Consider the following 22,520-nt stretch of genomic DNA (forward strand, 5'->3'; position numbering starts at 1 on the left):
TTTCAGAACACGAGCACCATGCCGTCTTCGGCGGCGAGGTGCGGCACGTCGTCCAGGCGCGACAGCATGTCGTCGCTCATATGAGTGAGGACGAGGCGTTTTGCACCAATTGCAGGCAAATGCTGTTCCAAGGTCTTCAGGCTGAGATGGTTCTTGACCACCTTCTCGTACATGTAGGCCTCGGCGATGAAAAGGTCCGCGTCATGCGCCAGCGGAATGAGCGTCTCTGTCCATTCGGTATCGGCGCTGTAGGCGAGCGTGCGGCCCTCGGCCTCGACGCGGTAGGCGAGGAAGGGACCGCCGGATTCGCCGTGCACGACCGGGTAGGGTGTCACGGTCACGGCGCCAAAGATCTGGCGTTGCCCGGGCGTGAGCGCGACAACGTTGAGCTCGAAGCGCTGTTTTGTTTTCGAGGAGTGCTCGAACAGCGCTTCCATCACCTGGGCGAGCCGCGTCTCGATGCCCTGCGGCCCCGCGATCGTCAGCGGCCGCGTCCGCCGCGAGAATTGAGCGTCGAGCAGAAAGAACGGCAGGCCGGCAAAATGGTCGCCGTGGAAATGCGTGATCAGGATCAGGTCGATGTCGTTGCGCTCGATCTCGAGGCGCTTCAGGGCCGGCAGCGCCGACGCGCCGCAATCGATCAGGAAGTTCGCTTCGCGCCCGGAGACATGGAAGCAGGTATTGAGCCTGCCACCGGAGCCGAAAGCGTCACCGCAGCCGACGAATCGCAGTTGCATCGGCTGCGCACCCCCTTGAATCAAATCCTTACCGGCCGCGCGGCGCGCCGAACACGCGCGACAGCAGCCAGATCGGAATCACGATGACCGCGCCGAGCAGGAAGTAGCGCCACAGCCAGTTTACCGCATCGAAGCCGAGATCCCAGAGACGCTGGAACAACAGGCGGATGCTGTGGATGATGTTCCAGGGATCGAAGCCGATCGCGGCGAGCACGACGCCGACCAGGATCGAGAGCAGGACCAGGCGAAACGCGACCGCCAGCGGCGAGCCGCCGAGAAAGCGGTGCAGGCCGTCGCTGCGGCCGGCCGGCAAATCTCTGACGTCTTGGACCATCACAAACTCCCTGGACGGATTCGGCCCCATTATAGGGCACGGCGAGGCACATGGGGAACCCGCAACGGAGCGTCAATCGGGTTACGGGAGTTTAATTCGGGCGGTTGGTCATCTCTCCCGCGGCCCGATTGAGAGTGTTTCCCAGCGGCCATCCTTCGAGACGCCCGCTTTAGGCGGGCGCCTCAGGATGAGGACGGAGTGCGCGGCAGCAGTTTCAACGGGCACCGACGCCGATTAGCCTCATCCTGAGGAGACCGCGAAGCGGTCGTCTCGAAGGACGAGGCGCGCGCTCAGGCGGCGCCAAAGTTCGGCTCAGCGCGCGCCTCACACCTCGATCTCCGCCGGCTCCGCCTTCAGCATCCTTTCCAGCGTCTCCAGCCGGTCGGCCTCGCGCGGCGGCTTGTCCCAGCGCAGGCGGCTGATGCGTGGAAAGCGCATGGCGATGCCGGATTTGTGCCGCGGCGATCGCTGCAGGCCCTCGAAGGCGACCTCCAGCACCAGCCCCTTGTCGCCCTCGTGCACGACATGGCGCACGGGGCCGAATTTTTCGGTGGTGTTGCGGCGGACGAAGCGGTCGATCTGCAGCAGCTCCTCGTCGGTGAAGCCGAAATAGGCTTTTCCGACCGGCACCAACTCGTCGCCGCCATCGCCTGCCGTCCAGACGCCAAAGGTGTAGTCGGAATAATAGGACGAGCGCTTGCCGTGGCCGCGCTGCGCATACATCAGCACGGCATCGATGATGTGCGGATCGCGCTTCCACTTCCACCACTGGCCCTTCGGTCGCCCCGGCAGATAGGGCGCATCGCGCCGCTTCAGCATCACGCCCTCGACGGCATCCGCGTCCTCGCCGGCGCCGGCACTTGCGGGATCGGCGCGCGCGGCGGTCAGCGCCTCCCAGCTTGTGAAGGGGACGGTGGGCGACAGGTCGATGCGGGGATCGTCGAGCTTCTTGATGAATCTCTCCAGCCGCTCGCGCCGCCCTGCGAACGGCAGCTCGCGCAGATCGTTCTCGTCATCGCCGAGCAGATCGTAGGCGCGCAAGTGAATCGGAAACTCCTTGATCAGCTTTGGCGACACGACCTTGCGGTTGAGGCGCTGTTGCAAAACGTTGAAGCTCTGCACGCGGCCCTCGCGCAGGATCAGCAACTCGCCGTCGATCGCGCCCGGCAGGCGCAGCGACGGCACGAGATCCGGAAAACTCCCCGTGATGTCCTCGCCGGTGCGTGAATAGAGCCGCGCCGTGATGTGGCCGCGATCGTCGCGTCCGGCGACCGCCTGCACGCGGATGCCGTCCCATTTCCATTCGGCGATGTAGTCGGTGGGATCGAGCGCGGCGAAATCGCCGTCCTCGATCGCATGCGCCAGCATCACCGGACGGAACGGAGCGGGATCGCGATTAACAGGCTTTTCGCCGCGGCCTTCCAGCCAGGCGAACAGGTCGAGATAGGGCGGGCTGAGCCCCGGCCAGATCAGCTCGATCTCGTGCGGATCCTTGTCGCCGAGCGCGGCGGCCGCGGTCTTGGCGAGGCGCGCGGAGATGCCGATGCGCAGCGCACCGGTGACCAGCTTGAGCAGTGCCCAGCGGCCGATCTCGTCCAGCTCGTCGAGCCAGCGTTCGAGCTGTTTTGGCAACTCCGTCTTGCCGAGGGTGCGCAGGGTGGTGACGACCTCGGTGAGGGTTGGTGGGGGAGGGTTGTTGTGGCCGGCGAGCTCCGCCCTCGGCCACATCAGCGCCACCGTCTCCGAGAGGTCGCCGACATAGTCGTAACTCAACCCGAACAGCACCTCGTCCGTGCGCGCCGCGATGAGATCGCGGACCAGCGCCGGCTTGGCGTGCTTGAAGCTGAGCGCGCCGGTCAGCGCTGCCAGTGCGTAGCCGCGGTCGGGATCACCGACTTCGCGGAAATAGCCGGTGATCAGCCGCAGCTTGTTGTTGCGGCCGGGCTCGTAGGCGAGACGGTCCAAAAGTTCGGCGAAGCGGTTCATGCTTCGGCCTCGTCTTGAAGCGGCGTCTCGCTCTCCTCCTCGTCGCCATAGCCGACGAGGTCGAGCGGCTGCGCTTTCAGCCCTTTGCTCCGGCACCAATGCACCAGCGCATCCTCCTGGCCGTGCGTGACCCAGATTTCGCCGGCGCCGGTCGCCGCGATCGTCGCGGTGAGGCCGTCCCAATCGGCGTGATCGGAGATCACCAGCGGCAGCTCGACGCCGCGCTGCCGCGCCCGGGCGCGCACGCGCATCCAGCCCGAGGCGAAGGCGGTGACGGGATCGGGAAAGCGTCGCGTCCAGAGATCGGATGTCGCCGAAGGCGGCGCCAGCGTGATGGTGCCGGCGAGTGCGGCCTTCTTCACGCCCTTCACCGGCCTGAGCTCGCCGAGGTCGATGTTGCGGCTCTGGTAGTATTCGGTGATCGTCTCCATGGCGCCATGCAGGTAGATCGGCGCGTCATAGCCGGCCTGGCGCAGCAGCGCGATCACGCGCTGCGCCTTGCCGAGCGAATAGGCGCCGACGAGATGCGCGCGTTCCGGAAACAGCGCGACCGAGGCCAGCAACTTCTTCACCTCGTCGGCCGCATCACCATGCCGGAACACCGGCAGGCCAAAGGTGGCTTCGGTGATGAAGACGTCGCAGGGCACCAGCTCGAGCGGTGTGCAGGTCGGGTCGGGTGCGTCCTTGTAGTCGCCGGAGGCGACGATGCAGGTGTCCTTGCACGTCACCGCGATCTGCGCCGAGCCGAGCACATGGCCGGCCGGGTGGAATTTGACACTGACGTCACCGAGCCGGATCTCCTCGCCATAGCGGATGGCTTGCGTCGAGCCGGCAAAATTCTCGCCGTAGCGCAGTCGCATCATGTCCAGCGTTTCCTGCGTCGCCAGCACTGCGCCATGGCCGGCGCGGGCATGGTCGGAATGGCCGTGGGTGATCACGGCCCGCTCGACCGGGCGGACAGGGTCGATATGGAAGCCGCCGGGCTTGCAGCACAGGCCGGCAACAGCTGGCAACAGGATGTCTTGCGGACGCATGGAAGTCATATAGGCTGCGCCGCGTTTTCTTCGAGTCTTCCTTGCTCCTGGTTCCTATGCCGCTCCGCCTCTTCCTGACCTCCGGCGATCTCATGGCCGACCGCCGTTTCGAGTTCGCGCGCGACCTCCAGCTCAAGGGCGATCTGCCCGCCGCCGCCGACCTTCTGGAGCAGGCGATCGAGCTCGCCCCGAACTTCACCTCGGCCTGGTTCACGCTCGGCGAGATCCGTCAGCAGCTCGGCGAGCGCGACAAGGCGATCGCGGCGTTCCGCAAGGCGCGTGACTCCGACCCTGGGGATCAGCACGGCGCCGGCCTGCATCTGATGCGGCTCGGCGACGCCGAGATGGCGGAAATGCCCAAGGCCTATGTGCAGGCGCTGTTCGACCAGTACGCGCCGCGTTTCGAGCACGCGCTGATCAACGATCTCGGCTATCGCGCCCCCGCGCTGATCTTCAAGGCGGTGCTGGCCGCGCGCGTCGCCGCCAAGAAGCCGGCCTTCTTCAAGCGCACCATCGATCTCGGCTGCGGCACCGGGCTTGCGGCCGCGGCCTTCGCCAAGCAGGTCGATCATTTCGTCGGCATCGACCTGTCGCCCGGAATGATCAAGGAGGCGCGTGCCACCGCGCTTTATGCCGAGCTCGAAGTTGCCGACATGATCGAGGGCCTGCGCACCAAGAGTGACGCGAGCGCGAACCTCGTGGTCGCGGCGGATGCGTTCGTCTATCTCTCCGATCTCGCGCCGGTGCTGACTGAAGCCAGGCGCGTGCTCGTATCCGGCGGCGTGCTCGCCTTCACGCTGGAGACGCATGCGGGCGATGGCATCGTGCTCGGCGAAGGCCTGCGCTATGCCCATTCGGCGGAATATGTGCGCAGTGCCATCGCGAAAGCCGGGCTCAAGCTGCTGACACTGGAGCCGGCCTCGCCACGCAACGAGAACAACGAGCCGGTGCGCGGCCTTGTTGTTGTCGTCGAGAAAACTTGAGTCTAGGCGCTAACGCCCCCCTGCGATTTGAGCGTCATTGCGTCGCAAAGCTGCGACTTCTCACTTGCGAGCCGTGCTGCGTTCCCAGCACAATGCGCGCACCAGGGAGAAAACAACAATGACGAAAAATCCATCGCGGCGCGATTTCAGCGCCGCCGCGCTCGCCACCATCGCCGCATCGACTTTGCCCGCGCCGTATGTCTGGGCCGCGGAGAAGAAATACGATGCCGGCGCCAGCGACACCGAGATCAAGATCGGGCAGACCGTGCCGCATTCCGGCCCCGGCTCGCTCTACGGCGTGCTCGGCCGCGTCGGCGAAGCCTATTTCCAGATGCTGAACGAGAAGGGCGGCATCAACGGACGCAAGATCAAGTTCCTCACCATGGACGACGCCTACAGCGCGCCGAAATGCGTCGAGGCGACGCGGCGCCTCGTGGAGCAGGAAGAAGTGCTCGCGCTCTACGGCTCGCTCGGCACCGCGCCGCAGACCGCCGTGCACAAATACCTGAACTCCAAGGGCGTGCCGCAGCTGCTGCTCAACACCGGCGCCTCGAAGTGGAACAACCCGAAAGAGTTCAAATGGACGATGGCGGGGCTGCCGCTCTATCCGACCGAGGCGCGCATCCTGGCGCGGCACGTCGTCAGCGTGAAGCCGAACGCGAAGATCGGCATCCTCTACCAGAACGACGACTTTGGTCGCGACTTCCTGGGGCCGTTCAAGAAGGTGCTGGCGGACGCCGGCGGCACCGCGCAGGTGATCATGGAGCAGACCTACGATCTCACCGAGCCGACCGTCGATTCCCAGCTCATCAATCTCTCCAAGTCGGGCGCCGACGTCTTCTACAACATCTCGACCGGCAAGGCCTCGTCGCAGTCGATCCGCAAAGTGGCCGAGCTCGGCTGGAAGCCGCTGCAGCTGTTGTCGGCTGGCTCGACCGGCCGCTCGATCCTCAGCGCCGCCGGCCTCGAAAACGCCGCCGGCATCGTCGCCATCCGCTACAACAAGGAGGTCGGCCTGCCGAAATGGGAGAAGGACCCCGACGTGATGGCGTTCGAGGAGCTGCGCAAGAAGTACACGCCGGCGATCGACCCCGACAACACCATCGCCTTTGCCGGCTACGGCCAGGCGGTGACCATGGGCGAGATCCTGCGCCGCTGCGGCGACGACCTCACCCGCGCCAACGTCTTGAAGCAGGCCTCCACGCTCGCGGGCTTCCACTCGCCCTATTTCCTCGACGGCGTCACCTACAGCTACACGCCCGAGGACTACACGCCGATGAAGACGCTCTTCATCTCCACCTTCACCGGCAAGGACTGGGACATCTCCGACAAGCCGATGTCGGAGTAGGAACGGGGCGCGCTGCTCTCTCTTCCCCTCTCCCCGCCTGCGGGGAGAGGGTGAGACTCCCCTCACCCGTCGCTTCGCGCCGGCCTCTCCCCGCAAGCGGGGCGAGGCGAAGAAGCCCCCCTCGACGAACCCACCCGCACGGCTTACCTGTGATGCCGTGCCGCCCCGCATCCTCAAAATCCCGGCCGAGCCGGCCACGCTGCTGCCCGATCGCTTCAACGCGTGGTTCGCGGCTCGCGGCTGGTCGCCGCGCGCGCATCAATTGGCGCTGCTGGAGAAGGCGCGCGAGGACGCTAGCGCGCTCCTGATCGCGCCGACCGGCGCCGGCAAGACGCTGGCGGGATTTCTGCCGACGCTGGTGGAGCTGTCGACGCCGGCGGTCGAACGCAACGCCGGTTCGAAGCAAAGCCTCGTCTCCACCGGCCGCAGCGTGCAACGCGCCGGCGGCCTGCACACCCTCTACATCTCGCCGCTCAAGGCGCTCGCCGTCGACATCGCCCGCAACCTCGAGCGACCCATTGCCGAGATGGGCCTGCCGATCAAGGTCGAGACCCGCACCGGCGACACGCCGGTGTCGCGGCGCCAGCGCCAGCGGCGCTATCCGCCTGACGTCCTGCTGACGACGCCGGAGCAGCTTGCGCTGTTGCTGTCGTCCCATGATGCGCCGTTCCTGTTCTCCTCGCTCAAGCGCATCGTGCTGGACGAGCTGCATGCGCTGGTCACGTCCAAGCGCGGCGATCTCTTGTCGCTGGGCCTTGCGCGGCTGTGGCGCCTCGCGCCGCAGATGCGCGCGATCGGCCTGTCGGCGACGGTGGCCGAGCCGGATCAGCTCGCGCGCTTCCTGGTGCCGCAGCCCGAAGGCAGGGAAGCTGCCGCCGACATCGTCATTGCCGGCGGCGCCGCGCCGCCGCTGGTCGAGATGCTGGACACACGCGAGCGGCTGCCCTGGGCGGGCCACAGCGCGCGCCACGCGCTCCCCGAAATCTACGAGCTGATCAAGGCGAACAAGACGACGCTGGTCTTCGTCAACACCCGCAGCCAGGCCGAGATGCTGTTCCAGAATCTCTGGAGCATGAACGACGACGGCCTTGCCATCGCGCTGCATCACGGCTCGCTCGACGTCGCGCAGCGCCGCAAGGTCGAGGACGCCATGTCGGCGGGACGTTTGCGCGGCGTGGTCTGCACCTCCTCGCTCGATCTCGGCGTCGACTGGGGCGATGTCGATCTCGTCGTCAATATCGGCGCGCCCAAGGGATCCTCGCGCCTGATGCAGCGCATCGGCCGCGCCAACCACCGTCTCGAAGAGGCCTCGCGCGCGGTGCTGGTGCCGGCCAACCGGTTCGAGGTGCTGGAATGCCGTGTCGCCATCGACGCCATCGCCGAGAATGCGCAGGACACCCCGCCGCTGCGCACCGGGGCGCTCGATGTGCTGGCCCAGCACGTGCTCGGCTGCGCCTGCGGTGCGCCGTTTTTCAGCGACGAGCTCTACAGCGAAGTCGGCACCGCCGCGCCTTACGCTGACCTGTCACGGAAGGATTTCGACGACGTCGTCGATTTCGTCGCCTCCGGCGGCTACGCGCTGAAGACCTATGAGCGTTTCGCCCGCATCAAGCAGGACAAGGAGGGCCGCTGGCGCGTCGCCAATCCCAAGGTGCGGCAGAGCTATCGCATGAATGTCGGCACCATCGTCGAGGACGACATGCTCAAGGTGCGCCTGGTGCGCTCCCGCGGCGGCGGTAGCGGCTCGACCGGCGTGATCGCGCGCGGCGGCAGATTGCTCGGCGAGATCGAGGAGGCCTTCATCGAGGGCCTCACGCCCGGCGACACTTTCGTGTTCAGCGGCGAGGTGGTGCGCTACGAAACTCTGGTCGAGGACCAGGTCTATGTCTCGCGCGCGCATGATAAGGACCCGAAGGTGCCGTCCTACATGGGCGGAAAATTCCCGCTCTCGACCTATCTCGCCGAGCGCGTGCGCCGCCTGCTCGACGACGGCCGCGCCTGGGGCGGCTTGCCCGAGCAGGTGCGCGACTGGCTGTCGCAGCAGAAGGATGTCTCCCGCGTGCCGGCGGTGCGTGAACTCCTGGTCGAAAGCTTTCCGCGCGCCAACAAGCATTATCTGGTCTGCTATCCCTTCGAGGGCCGTCTCGCGCATCAGACGCTCGGCATGCTGCTGACGCGGCGCCTCGAGCGCGCCCGCGCGCGGCCGCTCGGCTTCGTCGCCAACGAATATGCGGTGGCGATCTGGGGGCTCGGCGATCTCTCCTTCATGATCCGTGAGGGCCGGATCGATCTCAACGCGCTGTTCGATCCTGACATGCTCGGCGACGATCTCGAAGCCTGGCTCGCCGAATCCGCGCTGATGAAGCGCACGTTCCGCAATTGCGCGATCATCTCCGGCCTGATCGCGCGCCGGCATACCGGCGAAGAGAAGAGCCGTCGCCAGGTGCTGTTCTCGACCGACCTCGTCTACGACGTGCTGCGCAAGCACCAGGCCGATCACGTCCTGCTCCGCACCGCGCGCGCCGATGCCGCCACCGGATTGCTCGATCTGCGCCGCTTGGGGGACATGCTCGCCCGCATCCAGGGCCGCATCACCCACCGGGAACTCGACCGCGTCTCCCCGCTCGCGGTGCCCGTGATGCTGGAAATCGGCCGCGAGTCAGTTTATGGCGAAGCTGCAGACGAGCTGTTGGCGGAAGCCGCCGATGAGCTCGTCAAAGAGGCGATGGGATAGCAGCAGGTTTCGACGTGACGGCAGGCGCGCTGGTTTCAGGAGATGACGAGGACATGCGCGTTTCCAGGGTCACCATCAGCGACGTGACGTTCGCGGCCGATCTGTCCGGCGCGCTGTTCTGGGAAGAGCAGCGCCTGCTCGTCGTCTCCGACCTGCATCTGGAAAAGGGGTCGAGCTTCGCCACCCGCGGCGTGCTGTTGCCGCCCTACGATACCATCGCAACGCTCGGCCGGCTCGCTGCTGTCATCTCCCGCCATGATCCCCGCGTGGTCATCGCGCTCGGCGACAGCTTTCACGACCGCACCGCGCATGAGCGGCTGTCAGCGGAGGATCGCGACGCCGTCGCTGGGCTCCAGAGCGGCCGCGACTGGATCTGGATATCAGGCAATCACGATCCCATGTTGCCGCGCGATCTCGGCGGCACCATTGCCGACGAAATCGCGATCGGCCCGATCACCTTCCGCCACGAGCCGACCGGCGCGCCCGGCGAGATCGCCGGCCATCTGCATCCGAAGGCCCGCATCTCCGCGCGCGGCCGCTCGATGGAGCGCCGCTGCTTCGCCAGTGACGGGATGCGCGCCGTGATGCCGGCCTTCGGCGCCTATGCCGGCGGCCTCAGCATCCGCGACGCCGCGTTCGCCAGGATATTTCCGAAGAACGGCTTCGTCGCGCACCTCCTCGGCGACCGCCGCGTCCACGCGATCGCAGCGTCGCGGTGTTATTGAGGCGGGAGGGAGTTTTGTTGCGGCCATCCTTCGAGACGCCCGCCTGCCGGCGGGCCCTCAGGATGAGGACGGAATGCGTGGCAGCAGCATCAAAGGGCGCAGATGCCGCTTAGCCTCATCCTGAGGAGGCGCGTAAGCGCCGTCTCGAAGGACGAGGCGCGTGCTCAGCTTCGTAGGGTGGCCCTGCGGCGGCGCGTAGCGCCGTCCGCTGGCGTAACCCACCATGTCTCCGCGGATGCGGGACGAAGTTGGTGGGTTACGCCGAGCGGTTTGCGCTTCGCGCAGCCGCACGGCTAACCCACCCTACGCACCGTCACGCCGCCTTCGCCTGCACGTTCTCGCAGAACTCCGCCAGCCGGTCGGCGAGCCGCAGCGTTCCGGAGCTCGCATTGGGCGAGGCCATCAGCGCCACTTCCGTCTTGTTGATCGGCGCAAAGCCGTCCTTCGCGGTCAGCACGCGGTGATCGGACTGGATCGACATCTCCGACAGGATGCTCAGGCCCATGCCGGCGGCGACCGCGGCCTGGATGCCGGCGAGGCTCGATGACGAATAGGCCATGTGCCAGGCGCGCCCGGCGCTTTCCAGCGCGTGGATGGCGCCGGCGCGATAGAGGCAGCCGAGCGGGAAGCCGATCAGCGGCACCGACGAGGTGTCGACGTCGATCGGATGGCTCTTGCTGGTGACCCAGTGCACCCGCTCGGGCCACACCGCAATCGCGCCCCTCTCGCCGGCCGCGCGCTTGTAGAGCGCCAGATCGAGCTCGCCGCGTTCGAGATCGCGGGCGAGGTTCTTGCTCTGGTCGGCGCGCACGTCGAGGCGCAGGCCTGGATGCGAGCGCGAGAACGTCCCCAGCAATTTCGCCAGCCGGTACGCGGCAAAGTCCTCGGGGATGCCGAGCCGGATCGCGCCTTCGCCGTCCGGCTGGCGCAGCACGTCGCGCGCTTCTTCCGCGAGCGACAGCAGCCGCCGCGCATAGGACAATAGCCGCTCGCCGGCTTCCGTGGGGCGCACGTCCTTGCCGTCGCGATGCAGCAGCATTTGGCCGACGTCCTCCTCCAGCCGCTTGATCTGCTGGCTCACGGTCGATTGCGTGCGGTGGACGCGCTCGCCGGCGCGGGTGAAGCCGCCGGCCTCGACCACCGAGACGAAGCTGCGCAGAAGCTCGAGATCGAGCATCGCTGCCCCCATTCGAAAATCAACTGATCGGAAGTTAATCATTTAATTTCCAAATGACAAGCGGCGTCCCTAGATCGAGGGCCAGGAGAAAACATCCGAGAATGCCCTCATGTCGCTCGCCACCTCGCTTCCCGCGCCCCGCAGCCGCTTCAACACGCTGCCGCTCGCAATCGGCCTGTTCTGCCTGCTCTGGAGCTATGCCTTCGTCGCCGGCAAGATCGGCGTCACCCATTGTCCGCCGCTGATCCTGCTCGCCGCCCGCTTCTCGCTCGCCGGCATCTTGATCCTGGGCGCGACGCTGATCCGCGGCGAGGCCTGGTCGCTGTCCTGGCGCGATGTCGCGATCTTCGCGGTCCTCGGCATCGCCAACAACGCGCTCTATCTCGGGCTCGGCTACACCGGCCTGCAATCCGTCTCCGCCGGTCTCGGCGGCCTGATCGTGTCGGCCAACCCGGTGTTCACGGCGGCGCTCGCCACATTACTGCTCGGCGAAGGCATGACCTGGCGCAAGGCAGCTGGCCTTCTGCTCGGCATCATCGGCGTGATGGCGATCGTCTGGCATCGCCTGTCGGTCGGCACCGACCAGCTTCACGGCATCGTCTTCACGCTGGCCTCGCTGGCCTCTATCGTCGCCGGCACCATCCTGTTCAAGTTGCTGGCGCCGAAAGGATCTCTGTGGATCGGCAATGGCGTGCAGAACCTGGCTGCCGGAATCGTGCTCGCGCCGGTCGCGCTCACCTTCGCTGACATCCACGCGATCGACTATACGCCCAGCCTGCTCGGCGCCTTCGCCTTCCTCGTGCTCGGCGGCTCGATCCTCGCCTACTGGCTCTGGTTTCATCTCCTGAAAGTATGCGGCGCCACCGCCGCCAGCGCCTACCACTTCCTGATGCCGCCGCTCGGCATGCTGTTCGCATACATCGTGCTCGGCGAGCATGTCGAGGCGCGAGACCTGCTCGGCATCATCCCGGTCGCGCTCGGCATCTATCTGGTGACGCGGCCGGCGAAGGCGGTGTCGTGAGCAAGGCGCCACAATCTCAACTGTCATGCCCCGGCTTGACCGGGGCATCCAGTACGCCGCGGCGGTTGTTGTGAGAGCGAGGCACCTAACGCCGGCCTCTGGAATACTGGATCGCCCGGTCAAGCCGGGCGATGACGAGAGGAGAAGGACGGCGGCTAGTCCTTCCTGAACACAATCGACGCCATCCAACCCGTCATCAGTGCCATCGCCGCGGTGGCGAGGCCGTAGATCAGGCCGTTCTGCCGCGCCGTCGTCGCGACGAACTGCTCGAAGCCGACCTTGACGATCTCGAAGGCGGTCTCGGTCTTGGCGACCAGCGCGCCGTTCGCAAACAGCTTGATCTCGATCTCATAGGTGCCGATCGGCACCTCCGCCGGCAGCGGAATGCCGGTGCGGAACAGCGTCGGCGTCAGGAACGTCACCGCGCTCGGGTCTTCGCGATAGAGCCCGCGCTCGGTGCGCAGGCGGATGAAGGCCGAGCGGAACGCATCGTTCGGCACCACGTCGGCAAAGTCGCCGCTGACCCGCTGGGTCAGCCGCACGTTGTTGAGCCCGATCTGCTGCCGCCGCGCGATCTCGGGCGAGGTGATGGCGTCGAAGGGACGGTTGGCGAACAGCGCCAGATAGCTCGGCACCTGCAGGAACTGCCGGTAGTCGGTGTTGATCCAGATGCCGAAGGTGCGCTCCTTGCGCCGCGTCACCATGTCGGCGCGCGGGCCCATCACGGTGACCACCAGATCGTAGGCGGTGCGGTCCGCGGGCGTGGTGGCGTCCTTCTCCACCGAGCCGAACAGCACCAGCTCCTCGCCGGAATAATTCGGCGTCACCGTGACGCGATGGTTGGACACCGACACGATCAGCCGCTCGGCTTGCGCGGCTGAGCCGAGCAGCAGGACAACGAGGAGAGCGAGAAGCGCGCGCATCAGGTGCTCACCCCCAGCTCACGGATGGTGAAGAGATCTTCGGGCCGGATCACGAGCTCGATCGCGAAGCGGACGCCGACCGAGAGGATGAGCAGGCCCAGCAGCAGCCGCAGCTGCTCGCCGCGGATCTTCTGGCCGGCGCGTGCGCCGAACTGCGCCCCGGTGACGCCGCCGACCATCAGGATCAGTGCCAGCACGGCATCGACCAGGTGATTGGTCACCGCATGCAGCAAGGTCGCGAACAGCATGGTGACGAGGGTGAGGACCATCGAGGTCCCGATCACCGTCGAGGTCGGCACCCTGAGCAGGTAGATCATGATCGGCACCAGGATGAAGCCGCCGCCGATGCCCATGATGGCGCCGATGAAGCCGATCACGATGCCGACGATCACCACGGGAATGACGGAGAGATAGATCTTCGAGCGCTTGAACCGCATCTTCAGCGGCAGGCCGTGGATCCAGTTGTGCGTACGCCGCGGCGGCACCGCGCCGCGCCGGGTCCGCATCAGGGCGCGCAGGCCTTCGGAGAACATCAGGCTGCCGACCGTGGTGAGCAGCACGACGTAGGACAGCGCGATCATCAGGTCGAGCTGGCCGAGCGCGCGAAGCTGCGTGAAGGTCCACACGCCCAGCGTCGTGCCGGTGATCCCGCCGCACAAGAGAACGCTCGCCAGCGCGGGATCGATCGCGCGCCGTCGCCAATAGGTCAGCGCGCCGGAAAACGAGGAGGCCGCGATGTGGCTCGCCACGGAGGCGACCGCGACCGCCGGCGTGATGCCGATGAAGATCAGCAGCGGCGTCATCAGGAAGCCGCCGCCGATGCCGAACATGCCGGAGACGAAGCCGACCGCCGCGCCCATCGCCAGCACCAGGAAGACGTTGACCGGAAGATCGGCGATCGGGAGATAGAGCTGCATTGAGCCTAGTCCGGCGGACGATCGAAGACTGCGGAATGCTCGCGCAGGACGAGCGATTGCCGCGTTCCTCCCATAGCCGAAAACGTCGCGCCGCGGGACAACGAATTGAACACGGCGCGGCGTTTTTCGCAACAAACCTATGCTGAGCCGAATTCAAGGCACTGCATCTGCGGCTTCTTTTGCCTGGAAATAGCCCAGCCCGGTTACGGCTCGAGCGAACGACGTGCCTCCATACACACCCGAACTGGCGATTGCCGCCATCGAAAGGGGTCCGAAGCGTTGATGCAGATCAACAGCCGAGCATCGTCAGCCCGGGTAGATAACCGAGGTAGAGGGACGTGAGCGCAGCCTGATCCGCATCGTCCTGACGAAAAGGCCGGGTGACAAGATGAACGAGAATGTCGTCGCTCTTCTCAACCCCATCAAAACGATCAGGGCGCACAAGATCCTGAGTGTCGCGTTTTTGGCTCTCGCGCTGACGTTGATCGCGGTCGTCAACTCATTTCGGTTTTCACCAGATCCGAGCGGAGATGCAAGTTTCATCAACCGCGCCCAGCAGAAGTCCGTGCCGGGAATCAAGGTGAGTGCGAGCGCACTCGGAGCGGATGAGAGCGAAAGGAGCTTCGGTGAAAATCTGGCCGGCTACAACATTCAACCCGTCTGGCTGTCGATCGAGAACGAGACCGATGAGGCATTGGCGCTTCTCCCGGTCGCCATGGATCCCGATTATTATTCTGCCTATGAGGTTTCCTACAGATTCCACGGCGCTCTGTCATGGTTCGCCAACCGCGCCCGTGACGAATTCTTTCTCAAGCGCCAGATGCCGAGCGACCTAGCGCCGCACAGCAAGACGACAGGCTTCGTCTACGGGGTTCTGGATGCCGGCATCAAATATGCGCACATCATGATCGTCGGGAAGAGCCGCGTGGAGAGCTTCGACTTTGCGCTGTTGGTTCCAGGGCCGCAGTTTGTCGGCGCCAATATTCGGGCCGAGAAAGTCTATCCCGGCACGAAGATCGAAGAACTCGATCTTTCGTCATTGCGGGAGAGATTTGCAAATTTCGCCTGCTGTACTAAAGGGCCTGAGGGAAAACGTGATGGTGATCCGCTCAATCTCGTCATCATCGAAGGCAAGCAAGACCCCATCGTCCCTCTTATTGCCCGCGGATGGCACCTTGCTAGACAGCTCGATTTTGCAAGCGCGATCGAGACCGCGCGCGCTTTCTTGCTTCGAGATCCGTATCAGACGTCGCCCGTGAGCCCGCTTTACGTGTTCGGCCGCAGGGAAGACGTCGTCGTTCAGAAAGCCCGGTCCACCATCAATGAGCGCATTCACGCCCGATTTTGGCTGACGCCGTACACCTTCGATAATCGAAGGGTGTGGGTCGGCCATGTGAGCCGGGATATTGGTGTCCGCCTGACCGATCAGACATGGAATTTGACCACGCACAAGATTGCGCCCGACGTCGATTTCGATCGGGCCTATTTTCTTCAGGATCTCATCATGTCCGGATTCAGCGAGCGGTTCGGTTACGTCAATGGCGTCGGAGCCGCACCACCATCCGCGCCGCGTGCAAATCTGACAGGCGACCCCTATTACACCGATGGATTGCGCGCGGTCATATTCCTGTCGAATCAAATAACGCCGCTCGGCAAGATCGACAGGCTTGCCTGGGAAACGCCGCCGTAGTGCGAGGGCCCCTGTTCGCGGAGCGCTATCGCATCGCGCTTCAGTGCGCCGCCGAGGCCGAGCGCTTGACGGCGACCGGCTTCGGCGCGGGCTTCGCGGTTGCCTGCGGCGCGCTGTCCCAGCCGCCGTTCGGGGCGGGGACGTTGACCGCGTCGTCGGGCTGCGGCTCGGCGCTGAACGTCTGGATAGCGAGCTTGGCGGCGGCGAGCGATTGCGGGTCGAGGCGCTTGGCGACGTCGTCACGCTTGCCGGCGGCATCCGCATCGCCCTGGGCGGCCGCGAGGCTGAACCATTTGTAGGACTCGGCGAGGTTCTGCTCGACGCCGATGCCGCGGGCATAGAGGATGCCGAGGTTGAACTGGCTGTCGGCGACGCCGCGATCGGCAGCTTTCCGGAACCACTGCGCCGCGCTCTTGTAATTGGCGCCGCGTCCGCCGCCGTCGGCATCGAGCACCGCAAGATTGTGCATCGCCTTGGCGTTGCCGCGCTCGGCGGCCTGGGTGTAGTAGCGGCGGGCGATGTCGGCGTCCTTCTTCACGCCGAGACCCTTCTCGTAGAGCGTGCCGAGGCGGAAGGTCGCGGGCACCACGCCGGCCTGCGCCGCGCGGTCGTACCACTTCGCCGCTTCGTCGTAATTGGTGGCGACGCCCTTGCCTTCCGCAAAGCGTACGCCGATCTCGTAGGCCGCGGTGGCATCGCCCTTCATCGCAGCGGTGCGCAAGGACGGGCCGCCGATGCCGTCAGGCAGCTTCTCGCTCGGCGGCACCTGGACGAGGCCGAGCCGCGCGCGGCTGCTGCCCGACAGCGCGCCGGTGATGTCGCTGCTCGCAGCAGGCGGCGGCACTGCCGCGGCGGGCGCCTGCGGGATTTCAACCGAGGCCGAGCTGCCGGAACTGGGCGTGGGCGCCGGCGCAGTATTGTTCTGCGATTGCCGTCCGATCGGCGTCGGCGAGGTCATCGACGGCGTGATCTGTTCGGGCGCGGCCGGCTTGGTCTCGACCGGCGGTGGCGCGGCCTGCGGGGCCGGCTCGCTCGGAATATTTTGCATCGCCTGCGGCGCCGGCGGCGCGCTGCCGCCTTCGAGCAGGTTCATCGCCATCTTGAAGGTGCCGAGCACGATCACGACCACGCTCGCGCCGACCAGCAGCGAGCGGATTTTTGAGGTGATGGTCGAGCCACCTTCCTGGCCCTTCTCCTTGGCGCGGGCGATCGCGGCCTTGGCGCCACGGGCCGGCTTCTCGGGCGGCTGAGCCGCGGCAGCTTGCGCTGCGCGGCGCGCGGCCGCGATGAAGCTCGACGACGACACCGGCTCCTTTGGAGCTGCGGGAATTTCGCTGATCGCGCTCTCGGACGCCGCGATGCGCTCCGACGGCGTGGCGACGCGCCCGCCCGGCCGCGTGCCCGGCTCGAGCGGATGATCCGGCGGCAGCTCCGGCGCGATCGCAGCGCGCGCGGGCGCCGTATGCGGCTCCAGAATCTCGCTGATCGCGCGCGGCGGAACAGGCGGCGGTGGCGGCATCGGCGGCGGCGCGGCAGCAGCATGGAATTCGCGCGGTGCGGCGACGAAGGCCGCCTGCGCCGCTTGTGCGGCGGCGGGATTGGGCAGCTCCGGCTTCGGATCGTATTTCGGCGGCTGTGCTTGCTGCCGTGGCTCACGCGCCACCGGCGCGGGCTCCATCGGCGCGGCCATTGGCATCGATGCCGGCATCGGCTGCGGCGCAGGGGCCGGCGGCGCGGTGCGCACCGCGCGCAGATCGCCCTCGATCATGGAGAGACGATCGACGACGTGGCCGAGCGCGCTGTGCACGGCGTCGAGCGAGTCCTGCGTGCTGCGGTTGGTCTCGGCCTGGCTGAAGCGGATGTCGGAGAGCTCGCGCTTGACGAGATCGACCACGCCGGAATCGACAGGCGGCGCCGCGTTGCGGCTCTCGGCGAGGGCCGAATAGGTCGCCTGCTGCCGCTCCAGGTGCCTGAGGATGTCGTGCAGGCCATCCTCGACGCGGCTTAAGTTTCCGTTGCGCGGATCGGCAGCAGCCTCGATCCGCTCCAGCAGATACGAGACGCGCTGCTCGAGATGTGCGAAGGTCGAGGCAGAATCGTTGCCGACCTGCATGCGGTCGAAGCGGTCCGACAGCGCGCGGATCGCAGCCTCCAGATGCTCGGTGCTCTCGGACGTCTGCGGCCGCTCGCGGGTCTCCAGCGCGGCGGTGAGCGCGGCGATGCGCTGCTCCAGCACCGCAAAGCTGTCGCTATGGCCGGATGAGCGGGTAATCTGGTCGACCTTGGACGACAGCAGTTGCACGTCCTCGGACAGCCGTGCCAACGCCTCGTTGGAGGCGACGTTGGAGACGATGCCGCGCAACGCCGCGATCGCGCCTTCGAGCTGGCGCACCGTCGAGGGATCGTCATTGGCGCGCAGGATCAGGTCGAGCTTGGCGCCGAGATTGCGGATCGCCTCGTCATAGCCGGTGAGCTGCTCGGCCGGCGTCAGCGTGCGCAGCACCTGCTTGATGTCGGACAGCGCGTGCTCGATGCCCGACAGGATCTGGCCGTCGGTGCCGTTGGAGCGGGTCTCGTCGATGCGACGGTGCAGCGAGCGGATCTCGTTCTCGATCGATTCGATCGCGCGCCGCGGCATCGCCTCGGTGATGGCGGTGCGAATTTCGGCGAGCTCGCTGCGGAAGGCATTGATGGCCTGCTCGGTAGTGTCAGGCCGCTGCAGCGCTTCGATCTGGCTCGTGATCTTGAGCAGGTGGCGCTCGAGCGACGAGAAATCCGGCCCTGCTTGCGGTGGCGGCGGAGCATAGGCAGGCGCGGGCGGCGCCATTGGTGCCATGGTCGGCGCGTAAGGCGCTGCGGGTGCAATCGAGGGCGCTGAGCGCGGCGGCATCTGCCTGGGCGCAAAGCCGTCGAGCTCGCTCTGGCGCGCGGTGATCTCGGCGACCGCGACGTCGAACGAGGCGGGGCTCAGGGGTGGTGAGCTGCGGTAGACTTGAGCTGCCGCGCGCTCGACTGCGTCGGCCTGGCGCTGGCGCGTTTCAACAGGCGACGGCGCGGGGGCTGGCCGCGGGGCCTGAGGTTGCTGCGGGCGGGAGATTTGCGACAGGCGCGCGTCGAGCCGCGAGATCGCGTCGTTGAGCTGGCGCGCGACGCCATGCTCGCGCGAGACGTCTGGTCTTGAAGAGTCCTGGCGCGGGGCGGGCTTTGAAATCCGTTCGATCTGCTGGGTGATCGCGTCGAGCCGCTGGTGGATGTCGGCGACTTCGCGGCTCTCCTGACTCGGCATGTGTTGCGGACGTTGATCCTGACGCTGATCGTAAGGTCCGCGAAAGTTCGGCGGGACAGTCTCGCCGAGCGTGGAGTTGAGCCAATCGTTGAGCGACATGCCAGCGCGACGCGCAGCAGCTTCGGCCCGCTCCCTCACGGATGGATCGATGCCGTCAACACTCCACGATACGCGCGAATTCATGACTCTGTCCGGTTCCGACTCCGGCGCCCCACCCGGCGCCTCCAGCCTCCCCACGCGTGCCGGTTGCAAAGACAATCGAATTTGGCGCGGGTCGTCTGCCTCGAAAACCGACTTTTTCCTGTTACGGTAAATAACGGGTTAAGGAATGCGGCGCGGGTGTCTTAAAGTTGGGCGAGGAACCTTCTCCGGTGTCATGCCCCGCGAAGGCGGGGCATCCAGTACGCCGCGGCAGCGCGGCTAGAATCGAGCTGGCGCGGCGTACTGGATCGCCCGCCTGCGCGGGCGATGACATTGGGAGTGGGTAGCCAGAACTCCGTCCTATCGCACCCGCCCCCTCACCCCTTCCCCTCACCCCTTCCCCTCGCGCTTGCCATCCTCGATCGGCACCACGGTGCTCTTGCCGCTCATCGTCGACAGCGCCGCGAGGGCCTCTTCGCAGAAATCGGCCACCATCTGCTCGTGGCGCGCGCCGAGCTGAAGCAGGAGCAGGTTGCCGAGATCGAGCCGGCCTTCCGCGGTGCCGTCCGGAAAGCGCTTCTTCAGGATGCGTTCGTAGTTGGCGTGGCGGTCGCGGTGGTGCTCCAGGCGGGCCATCAGGTCGGTGCGCATCGGCTCGATGTCGATGCTGTCGAGCGCGTGCAGCCGCACCAGCAGGTCGTCCTTGATCGAGGGGGGCGTGCTCGGGCGCGCGGCCCAGTGCCGCAGCGCTGTTCGGCCTTCCGGAGTGAGCGTATAGATGAGTTTATTGGGTTTGCCTGACTGCACGACCTCGCGGCCCTGGATGTAGCCGCGGTCGCGCAGCTTGGAGAGCTCGCGATAGATCTGCTGGTGGTCGGCCTTCCAGAAGAAGCCGATCGAGGAATCGAACGTCTTGGCGAGCTCGTAGCCCGTCATCGGACGTTCCGTCAGGCATGCGAGGATTGCGTCGCCCAGTGCCATGACCGGCCTCCTGTTCTCGATCTCTGACCAATCTACTTGACTTTATGCGCATCGGCGCATATGCGTCAATGTGCATATGGGACGGATCGAGGATGGGGCCAAAGACCCACCCGAAAACCCAGCGAAATCAACCTCCTCGCTACTGTGCATGGGGTTGTTTTCGCAACTTTTTTCCAGGCCTTAGGGAGGCACCCGAGAATGACCGGCCTCGATTCCTGGTACGCCTACATGAAGTCTCATGACCGCGCCGCGCTCTGGGACCTCCTCCATCCTGACGCCATCTTCGAAAGCCCCGTCGTGCATTCGCCGCAGCGCGGCCGCGACATCACCTTCAAATACCTCTCCAGCGCAGAGAAGGTGCTCGGCGGTCCCGGCTTCACCTATGTCGGTGAGTGGAAGAGCGCTGATGGCGCCGTGCTCGAATTCAAGAATGTCATCGACGGCATCGAGATCAACGGCGTCGACATCATCAGCTTCGATACCGAGGGACGCATCACGCATTTCAAGGTGATGGTGCGTCCGCTCAAGGCGATCAACATGCTGCACCGCCTGATGGCGGAGCAGCTTGCCGCCCAATCATGACCCTGCCCTGAGGTTGCCGAACCCGCTAAGCTCGCGGGCAAAGGCTGCGCCGCAGGAATCGCGCAAACATCATTTCAAGCCCAGACTTCAAGGCTAATGCCGGGAGAACCCCATGCCGATCTATAAAGCCCCCGTCGAAGACGTGAACTTCCTGCTCAACGACGTCTTCCAGATCGATCGCTACGACAATCTGGCGGGCTTCTCCGATGCGTCGAGCGACGTGCGCGAGGCGATCCTCGGCGAAGCCGCCAAGCTCGCGGAAGAGGTGCTGCAGCCGCTGAATCGTGTGGGCGATCTCGAAGGCTGCAAGCGCGCCGACGACGGCAGCGTCAGGACGCCGAAGGGCTTTAAGGACGCCTTCAAGCAGGTCGCCGAAGGCGGCTGGCTCGGCCTGTCGGCTCCGACCGAGTTCGGCGGTCAGGGCCTGCCGGTGACGCTCTCGCAAGCGGTCAACGAATTCCAGATCTCCGCCAACATGGCGTTCTCGATGTATGGCGGCCTCACCATGGGCGCGACCGCCGCGCTTCTCGTGCACGGCACGCCCGAGCAGAAGCAGACCTACGTGCCGAAGATGGTCGCAGGCGAGTGGACCGGCACCATGAACCTGACCGAGCCGCATTGCGGCACCGATCTCGGCATGCTCCGCACCAAGGCGGTGCGGCAGGCCGACGGCAGCTTCAAGATCACGGGCACCAAGATCTTCATCTCGGCCGGCGAGCACGATCTCGCGCCCAACATCATCCACCTCGTGCTGGCCCGCATCGAGGGCGCACCCGCCGGCATCAAGGGCGTGTCGCTGTTCGTGGTGCCGAAGTTCCTGGTGAACGCCGACGGTTCGGTGGGGCAGCGCAACGGCGTCGTCTGCGGCTCGATCGAGCACAAGATGGGCATCCACGGCAATTCGACCTGCGTGATGAACTACGACAACGCCACCGGCTGGCTGATCGGCGAAGAGAACAAGGGCATGCAGGGCATGTTCGTGATGATGAACGAGGCCAGGCTCGGCGTCGCCGTGCAGGGCCTCGCGCAGTCCGAGGTCGCCTATCAGAACGCGGTCGCCTATGCCCGCGAGCGCATCCAGGGCCGCGCGCTCACCGGCGCCAAGGCGCCGGACAAGGCGGCCGATCCGATCATCGTGCATCCCGACGTGCGCCGCACGCTGCTCTCGATCCGCGCCTTCAACGAGGCCGCGCGCGCCTTCGTGATGTGGACCGCGCTGAAGAGCGACGTCGCCCACCGCTCCGAAGACCCGAAGGACCGCCAGGCCGCCGACGATCACATGGGCCTGATGACGCCGGTGCTGAAGGGCTTCCTCACCGAGTACGGTTTTGCCAACGCGGTGCAGGCGCAGCAGATGTATGGCGGCCACGGCTACATCGCCGAGCAGGGCATGGAGCAGTTCGTGCGAGATGCCCGCATTGCCATGATCTATGAAGGCGCCAACGGCATCCAGGCGCTCGACCTCGTCGGCCGCAAGCTGCCGCGCGACGGCGGCCGCGCCATCATGGCCTTCTTCGGCGAGGTCATGGCCTTCGCCAAGGAGAACGGCGGCGACGAGGCGATGAAGCCCTTCATCACCCCGCTCTCGGCCTCGCTCGGCCATCTGCAGCAGGCCACGACGTGGCTGATGCAGAACGCGATGATGAAGCCGGACAATGCCGGCGCGGCCGCGACCGACTACATGCATCTCTTCGGCTTCGTCGCGCTCGGCTACATGTGGGCGAAGATGGCCAAGGTGACGAATGCCAAGATTGCCGAGGGCGGCGCGACGCCCTATCTCTCGACCAAGCTCGTCACCGGTCGTTTCTTCATGGAGCGGATGCTGCCGGAGACCGCGGCCAATCTCGCGCGCATCCAGTCCGGCTGCGCCACCATCATGGAATTGCCGGCGGAAGCTTTCTGAGCCGCTCCCGCTGCCTGC

17 protein-coding genes are annotated in these 22,520 nt (G+C 66.0%); 8 read left to right on the plus strand and 9 right to left on the minus strand.

The window, feature by feature from the left end; genetic code table 11:
• Positions 1-2 precede the first annotated feature (2 nt).
• From GGD63_RS24260 to GGD63_RS24275, 4 genes are all read right to left on the minus strand, one after another.
• Positions 3-737, minus strand: coding sequence for an MBL fold metallo-hydrolase (locus GGD63_RS24260; protein ID WP_183245679.1), 735 nt, complete (start codon positions 735-737; stop codon positions 3-5).
• A gap of 28 nt (positions 738-765) precedes the next feature.
• The gene (locus GGD63_RS24265; RefSeq protein WP_027575165.1) at positions 766-1,071 is read right to left on the minus strand and encodes a DUF6460 domain-containing protein; all 306 of its coding nucleotides are present in this window, start codon (positions 1,069-1,071) and stop codon (positions 766-768) included.
• Positions 1,072-1,395: 324 nt separating this feature from the next.
• Positions 1,396-3,057, minus strand: a complete 1,662-nt coding sequence (locus GGD63_RS24270) for an ATP-dependent DNA ligase (RefSeq protein WP_183245680.1) — start codon at positions 3,055-3,057, stop codon at positions 1,396-1,398.
• Positions 3,054-4,091, minus strand: coding sequence for a ligase-associated DNA damage response exonuclease (locus GGD63_RS24275; protein ID WP_183245856.1), 1,038 nt, complete (start codon positions 4,089-4,091; stop codon positions 3,054-3,056). The genes GGD63_RS24270 and GGD63_RS24275 overlap by 4 nt, the downstream gene beginning before the upstream one ends.
• Positions 4,092-4,147: 56 nt before the next feature.
• On the opposite strand from GGD63_RS24275, the gene GGD63_RS24280 reads away from it, so the two are divergent.
• The 4 genes from GGD63_RS24280 to pdeM all read left to right on the plus strand — a co-directional run bounded on the left by GGD63_RS24280 (position 4,148) and on the right by pdeM (position 9,881).
• Positions 4,148-5,074 carry a class I SAM-dependent methyltransferase gene (locus GGD63_RS24280; RefSeq protein ID WP_183245857.1) on the plus strand — a complete coding sequence of 309 codons (927 nt, stop codon included), beginning with the start codon at positions 4,148-4,150 and terminating at the stop codon, positions 5,072-5,074.
• 118 nt (positions 5,075-5,192) lie between these two features.
• Positions 5,193-6,422 carry an ABC transporter substrate-binding protein gene (locus GGD63_RS24285; RefSeq protein WP_183245681.1) on the plus strand — a complete coding sequence of 410 codons (1,230 nt, stop codon included), beginning with the start codon at positions 5,193-5,195 and terminating at the stop codon, positions 6,420-6,422.
• Positions 6,423-6,579: 157 nt separating this feature from the next.
• Positions 6,580-9,156, plus strand: a complete 2,577-nt coding sequence (locus tag GGD63_RS24290) for a ligase-associated DNA damage response DEXH box helicase (RefSeq protein ID WP_183245682.1) — start codon at positions 6,580-6,582, stop codon at positions 9,154-9,156.
• Between the two features lie 53 nt (positions 9,157-9,209).
• Entirely contained in the window at positions 9,210-9,881 is a 672-nt protein-coding gene (pdeM, locus tag GGD63_RS24295) for a ligase-associated DNA damage response endonuclease PdeM (RefSeq protein ID WP_183245683.1), read from the plus strand.
• Between the two features lie 313 nt (positions 9,882-10,194).
• Here the strand turns inward: pdeM and GGD63_RS24300 are convergent, their stop codons facing one another.
• Positions 10,195-11,058, minus strand: coding sequence for a LysR family transcriptional regulator (locus GGD63_RS24300; protein WP_183245684.1), 864 nt, complete (start codon positions 11,056-11,058; stop codon positions 10,195-10,197).
• Between the two features lie 109 nt (positions 11,059-11,167).
• Between GGD63_RS24300 and GGD63_RS24305 the strand changes: the two genes are divergently transcribed.
• A complete protein-coding gene (locus GGD63_RS24305; protein WP_183245685.1) occupies positions 11,168-12,079 on the plus strand; it encodes a DMT family transporter in 912 nt (303 codons plus the stop codon).
• Between the two features lie 155 nt (positions 12,080-12,234).
• Here GGD63_RS24305 and GGD63_RS24310 read toward each other — a convergent pair whose 3' ends face one another.
• Both GGD63_RS24310 and GGD63_RS24315 read right to left on the minus strand, forming a co-directional pair.
• Positions 12,235-13,002, minus strand: a complete 768-nt coding sequence (locus GGD63_RS24310; RefSeq protein WP_246785625.1) for a TIGR02186 family protein — start codon at positions 13,000-13,002, stop codon at positions 12,235-12,237.
• Positions 13,002-13,919 (minus strand): sulfite exporter TauE/SafE family protein, encoded by a 918-nt coding sequence (locus GGD63_RS24315; RefSeq protein WP_183245686.1) that lies wholly within the window; start codon positions 13,917-13,919, stop codon positions 13,002-13,004. Before GGD63_RS24315 ends, GGD63_RS24310 begins: the two co-directional genes overlap by 1 nt.
• A gap of 388 nt (positions 13,920-14,307) precedes the next feature.
• Here GGD63_RS24315 and GGD63_RS24320 point away from each other — a divergent pair, with 388 nt between their 5' ends.
• Positions 14,308-15,609: an LssY C-terminal domain-containing protein gene (locus tag GGD63_RS24320; RefSeq protein WP_183245687.1), complete on the plus strand. Its 1,302-nt coding sequence runs from the start codon at positions 14,308-14,310 to the stop codon at positions 15,607-15,609.
• Positions 15,610-15,649: 40 nt separating this feature from the next.
• Here the strand turns inward: GGD63_RS24320 and GGD63_RS24325 are convergent, their stop codons facing one another.
• A complete protein-coding gene (locus GGD63_RS24325; protein WP_183245688.1) occupies positions 15,650-19,078 on the minus strand; it encodes an SEL1-like repeat protein in 3,429 nt (1,142 codons plus the stop codon).
• Between the two features lie 348 nt (positions 19,079-19,426).
• Positions 19,427-20,017 carry a PadR family transcriptional regulator gene (locus GGD63_RS24330; protein WP_183245689.1) on the minus strand — a complete coding sequence of 197 codons (591 nt, stop codon included), beginning with the start codon at positions 20,015-20,017 and terminating at the stop codon, positions 19,427-19,429.
• Positions 20,018-20,215: 198 nt separating this feature from the next.
• On the opposite strand from GGD63_RS24330, the gene GGD63_RS24335 reads away from it, so the two are divergent.
• Both GGD63_RS24335 and GGD63_RS24340 read left to right on the plus strand, forming a co-directional pair.
• Positions 20,216-20,599 carry a nuclear transport factor 2 family protein gene (locus GGD63_RS24335; protein WP_183245690.1) on the plus strand — a complete coding sequence of 128 codons (384 nt, stop codon included), beginning with the start codon at positions 20,216-20,218 and terminating at the stop codon, positions 20,597-20,599.
• Positions 20,600-20,711: 112 nt separating this feature from the next.
• Positions 20,712-22,502 carry an acyl-CoA dehydrogenase C-terminal domain-containing protein gene (locus tag GGD63_RS24340; protein ID WP_183245691.1) on the plus strand — a complete coding sequence of 597 codons (1,791 nt, stop codon included), beginning with the start codon at positions 20,712-20,714 and terminating at the stop codon, positions 22,500-22,502.
• The last annotated feature ends 18 nt before the right edge of the window (positions 22,503-22,520 follow it).

Source organism: Bradyrhizobium sp. cir1, from assembly GCF_014198245.1.
Lineage (GTDB): Bacteria > Pseudomonadota > Alphaproteobacteria > Rhizobiales > Xanthobacteraceae > Bradyrhizobium.

Bases quoted from the DNA above. Each gene is read 5' to 3' on its own strand.
- GGD63_RS24260 (WP_183245679.1), bottom strand. From the start codon at position 737: ATGCAACTGCGATTCGTCGGCTGCGGTGACGCTTTCGGCTCCGGTGGC.
- GGD63_RS24265 (WP_027575165.1), bottom strand. From the start codon at position 1,071: ATGGTCCAAGACGTCAGAGATTTGCCGGCCGGCCGCAGCGACGGCCTG.
- GGD63_RS24270 (WP_183245680.1), bottom strand. From the start codon at position 3,057: ATGAACCGCTTCGCCGAACTTTTGGACCGTCTCGCCTACGAGCCCGGC.
- GGD63_RS24275 (WP_183245856.1), bottom strand. From the start codon at position 4,091: ATGCGTCCGCAAGACATCCTGTTGCCAGCTGTTGCCGGCCTGTGCTGC.
- GGD63_RS24280 (WP_183245857.1), top strand. From the start codon at position 4,148: ATGCCGCTCCGCCTCTTCCTGACCTCCGGCGATCTCATGGCCGACCGC.
- GGD63_RS24285 (WP_183245681.1), top strand. From the start codon at position 5,193: ATGACGAAAAATCCATCGCGGCGCGATTTCAGCGCCGCCGCGCTCGCC.
- pdeM (WP_183245683.1), top strand. From the start codon at position 9,210: ATGCGCGTTTCCAGGGTCACCATCAGCGACGTGACGTTCGCGGCCGAT.
- GGD63_RS24300 (WP_183245684.1), bottom strand. From the start codon at position 11,058: ATGCTCGATCTCGAGCTTCTGCGCAGCTTCGTCTCGGTGGTCGAGGCC.
- GGD63_RS24305 (WP_183245685.1), top strand. From the start codon at position 11,168: ATGTCGCTCGCCACCTCGCTTCCCGCGCCCCGCAGCCGCTTCAACACG.
- GGD63_RS24310 (WP_246785625.1), bottom strand. From the start codon at position 13,002: ATGCGCGCGCTTCTCGCTCTCCTCGTTGTCCTGCTGCTCGGCTCAGCC.
- GGD63_RS24315 (WP_183245686.1), bottom strand. From the start codon at position 13,919: ATGCAGCTCTATCTCCCGATCGCCGATCTTCCGGTCAACGTCTTCCTG.
- GGD63_RS24320 (WP_183245687.1), top strand. From the start codon at position 14,308: ATGAACGAGAATGTCGTCGCTCTTCTCAACCCCATCAAAACGATCAGG.
- GGD63_RS24325 (WP_183245688.1), bottom strand. From the start codon at position 19,078: ATGAATTCGCGCGTATCGTGGAGTGTTGACGGCATCGATCCATCCGTG.
- GGD63_RS24330 (WP_183245689.1), bottom strand. From the start codon at position 20,017: ATGGCACTGGGCGACGCAATCCTCGCATGCCTGACGGAACGTCCGATG.
- GGD63_RS24335 (WP_183245690.1), top strand. From the start codon at position 20,216: ATGACCGGCCTCGATTCCTGGTACGCCTACATGAAGTCTCATGACCGC.
- GGD63_RS24340 (WP_183245691.1), top strand. From the start codon at position 20,712: ATGCCGATCTATAAAGCCCCCGTCGAAGACGTGAACTTCCTGCTCAAC.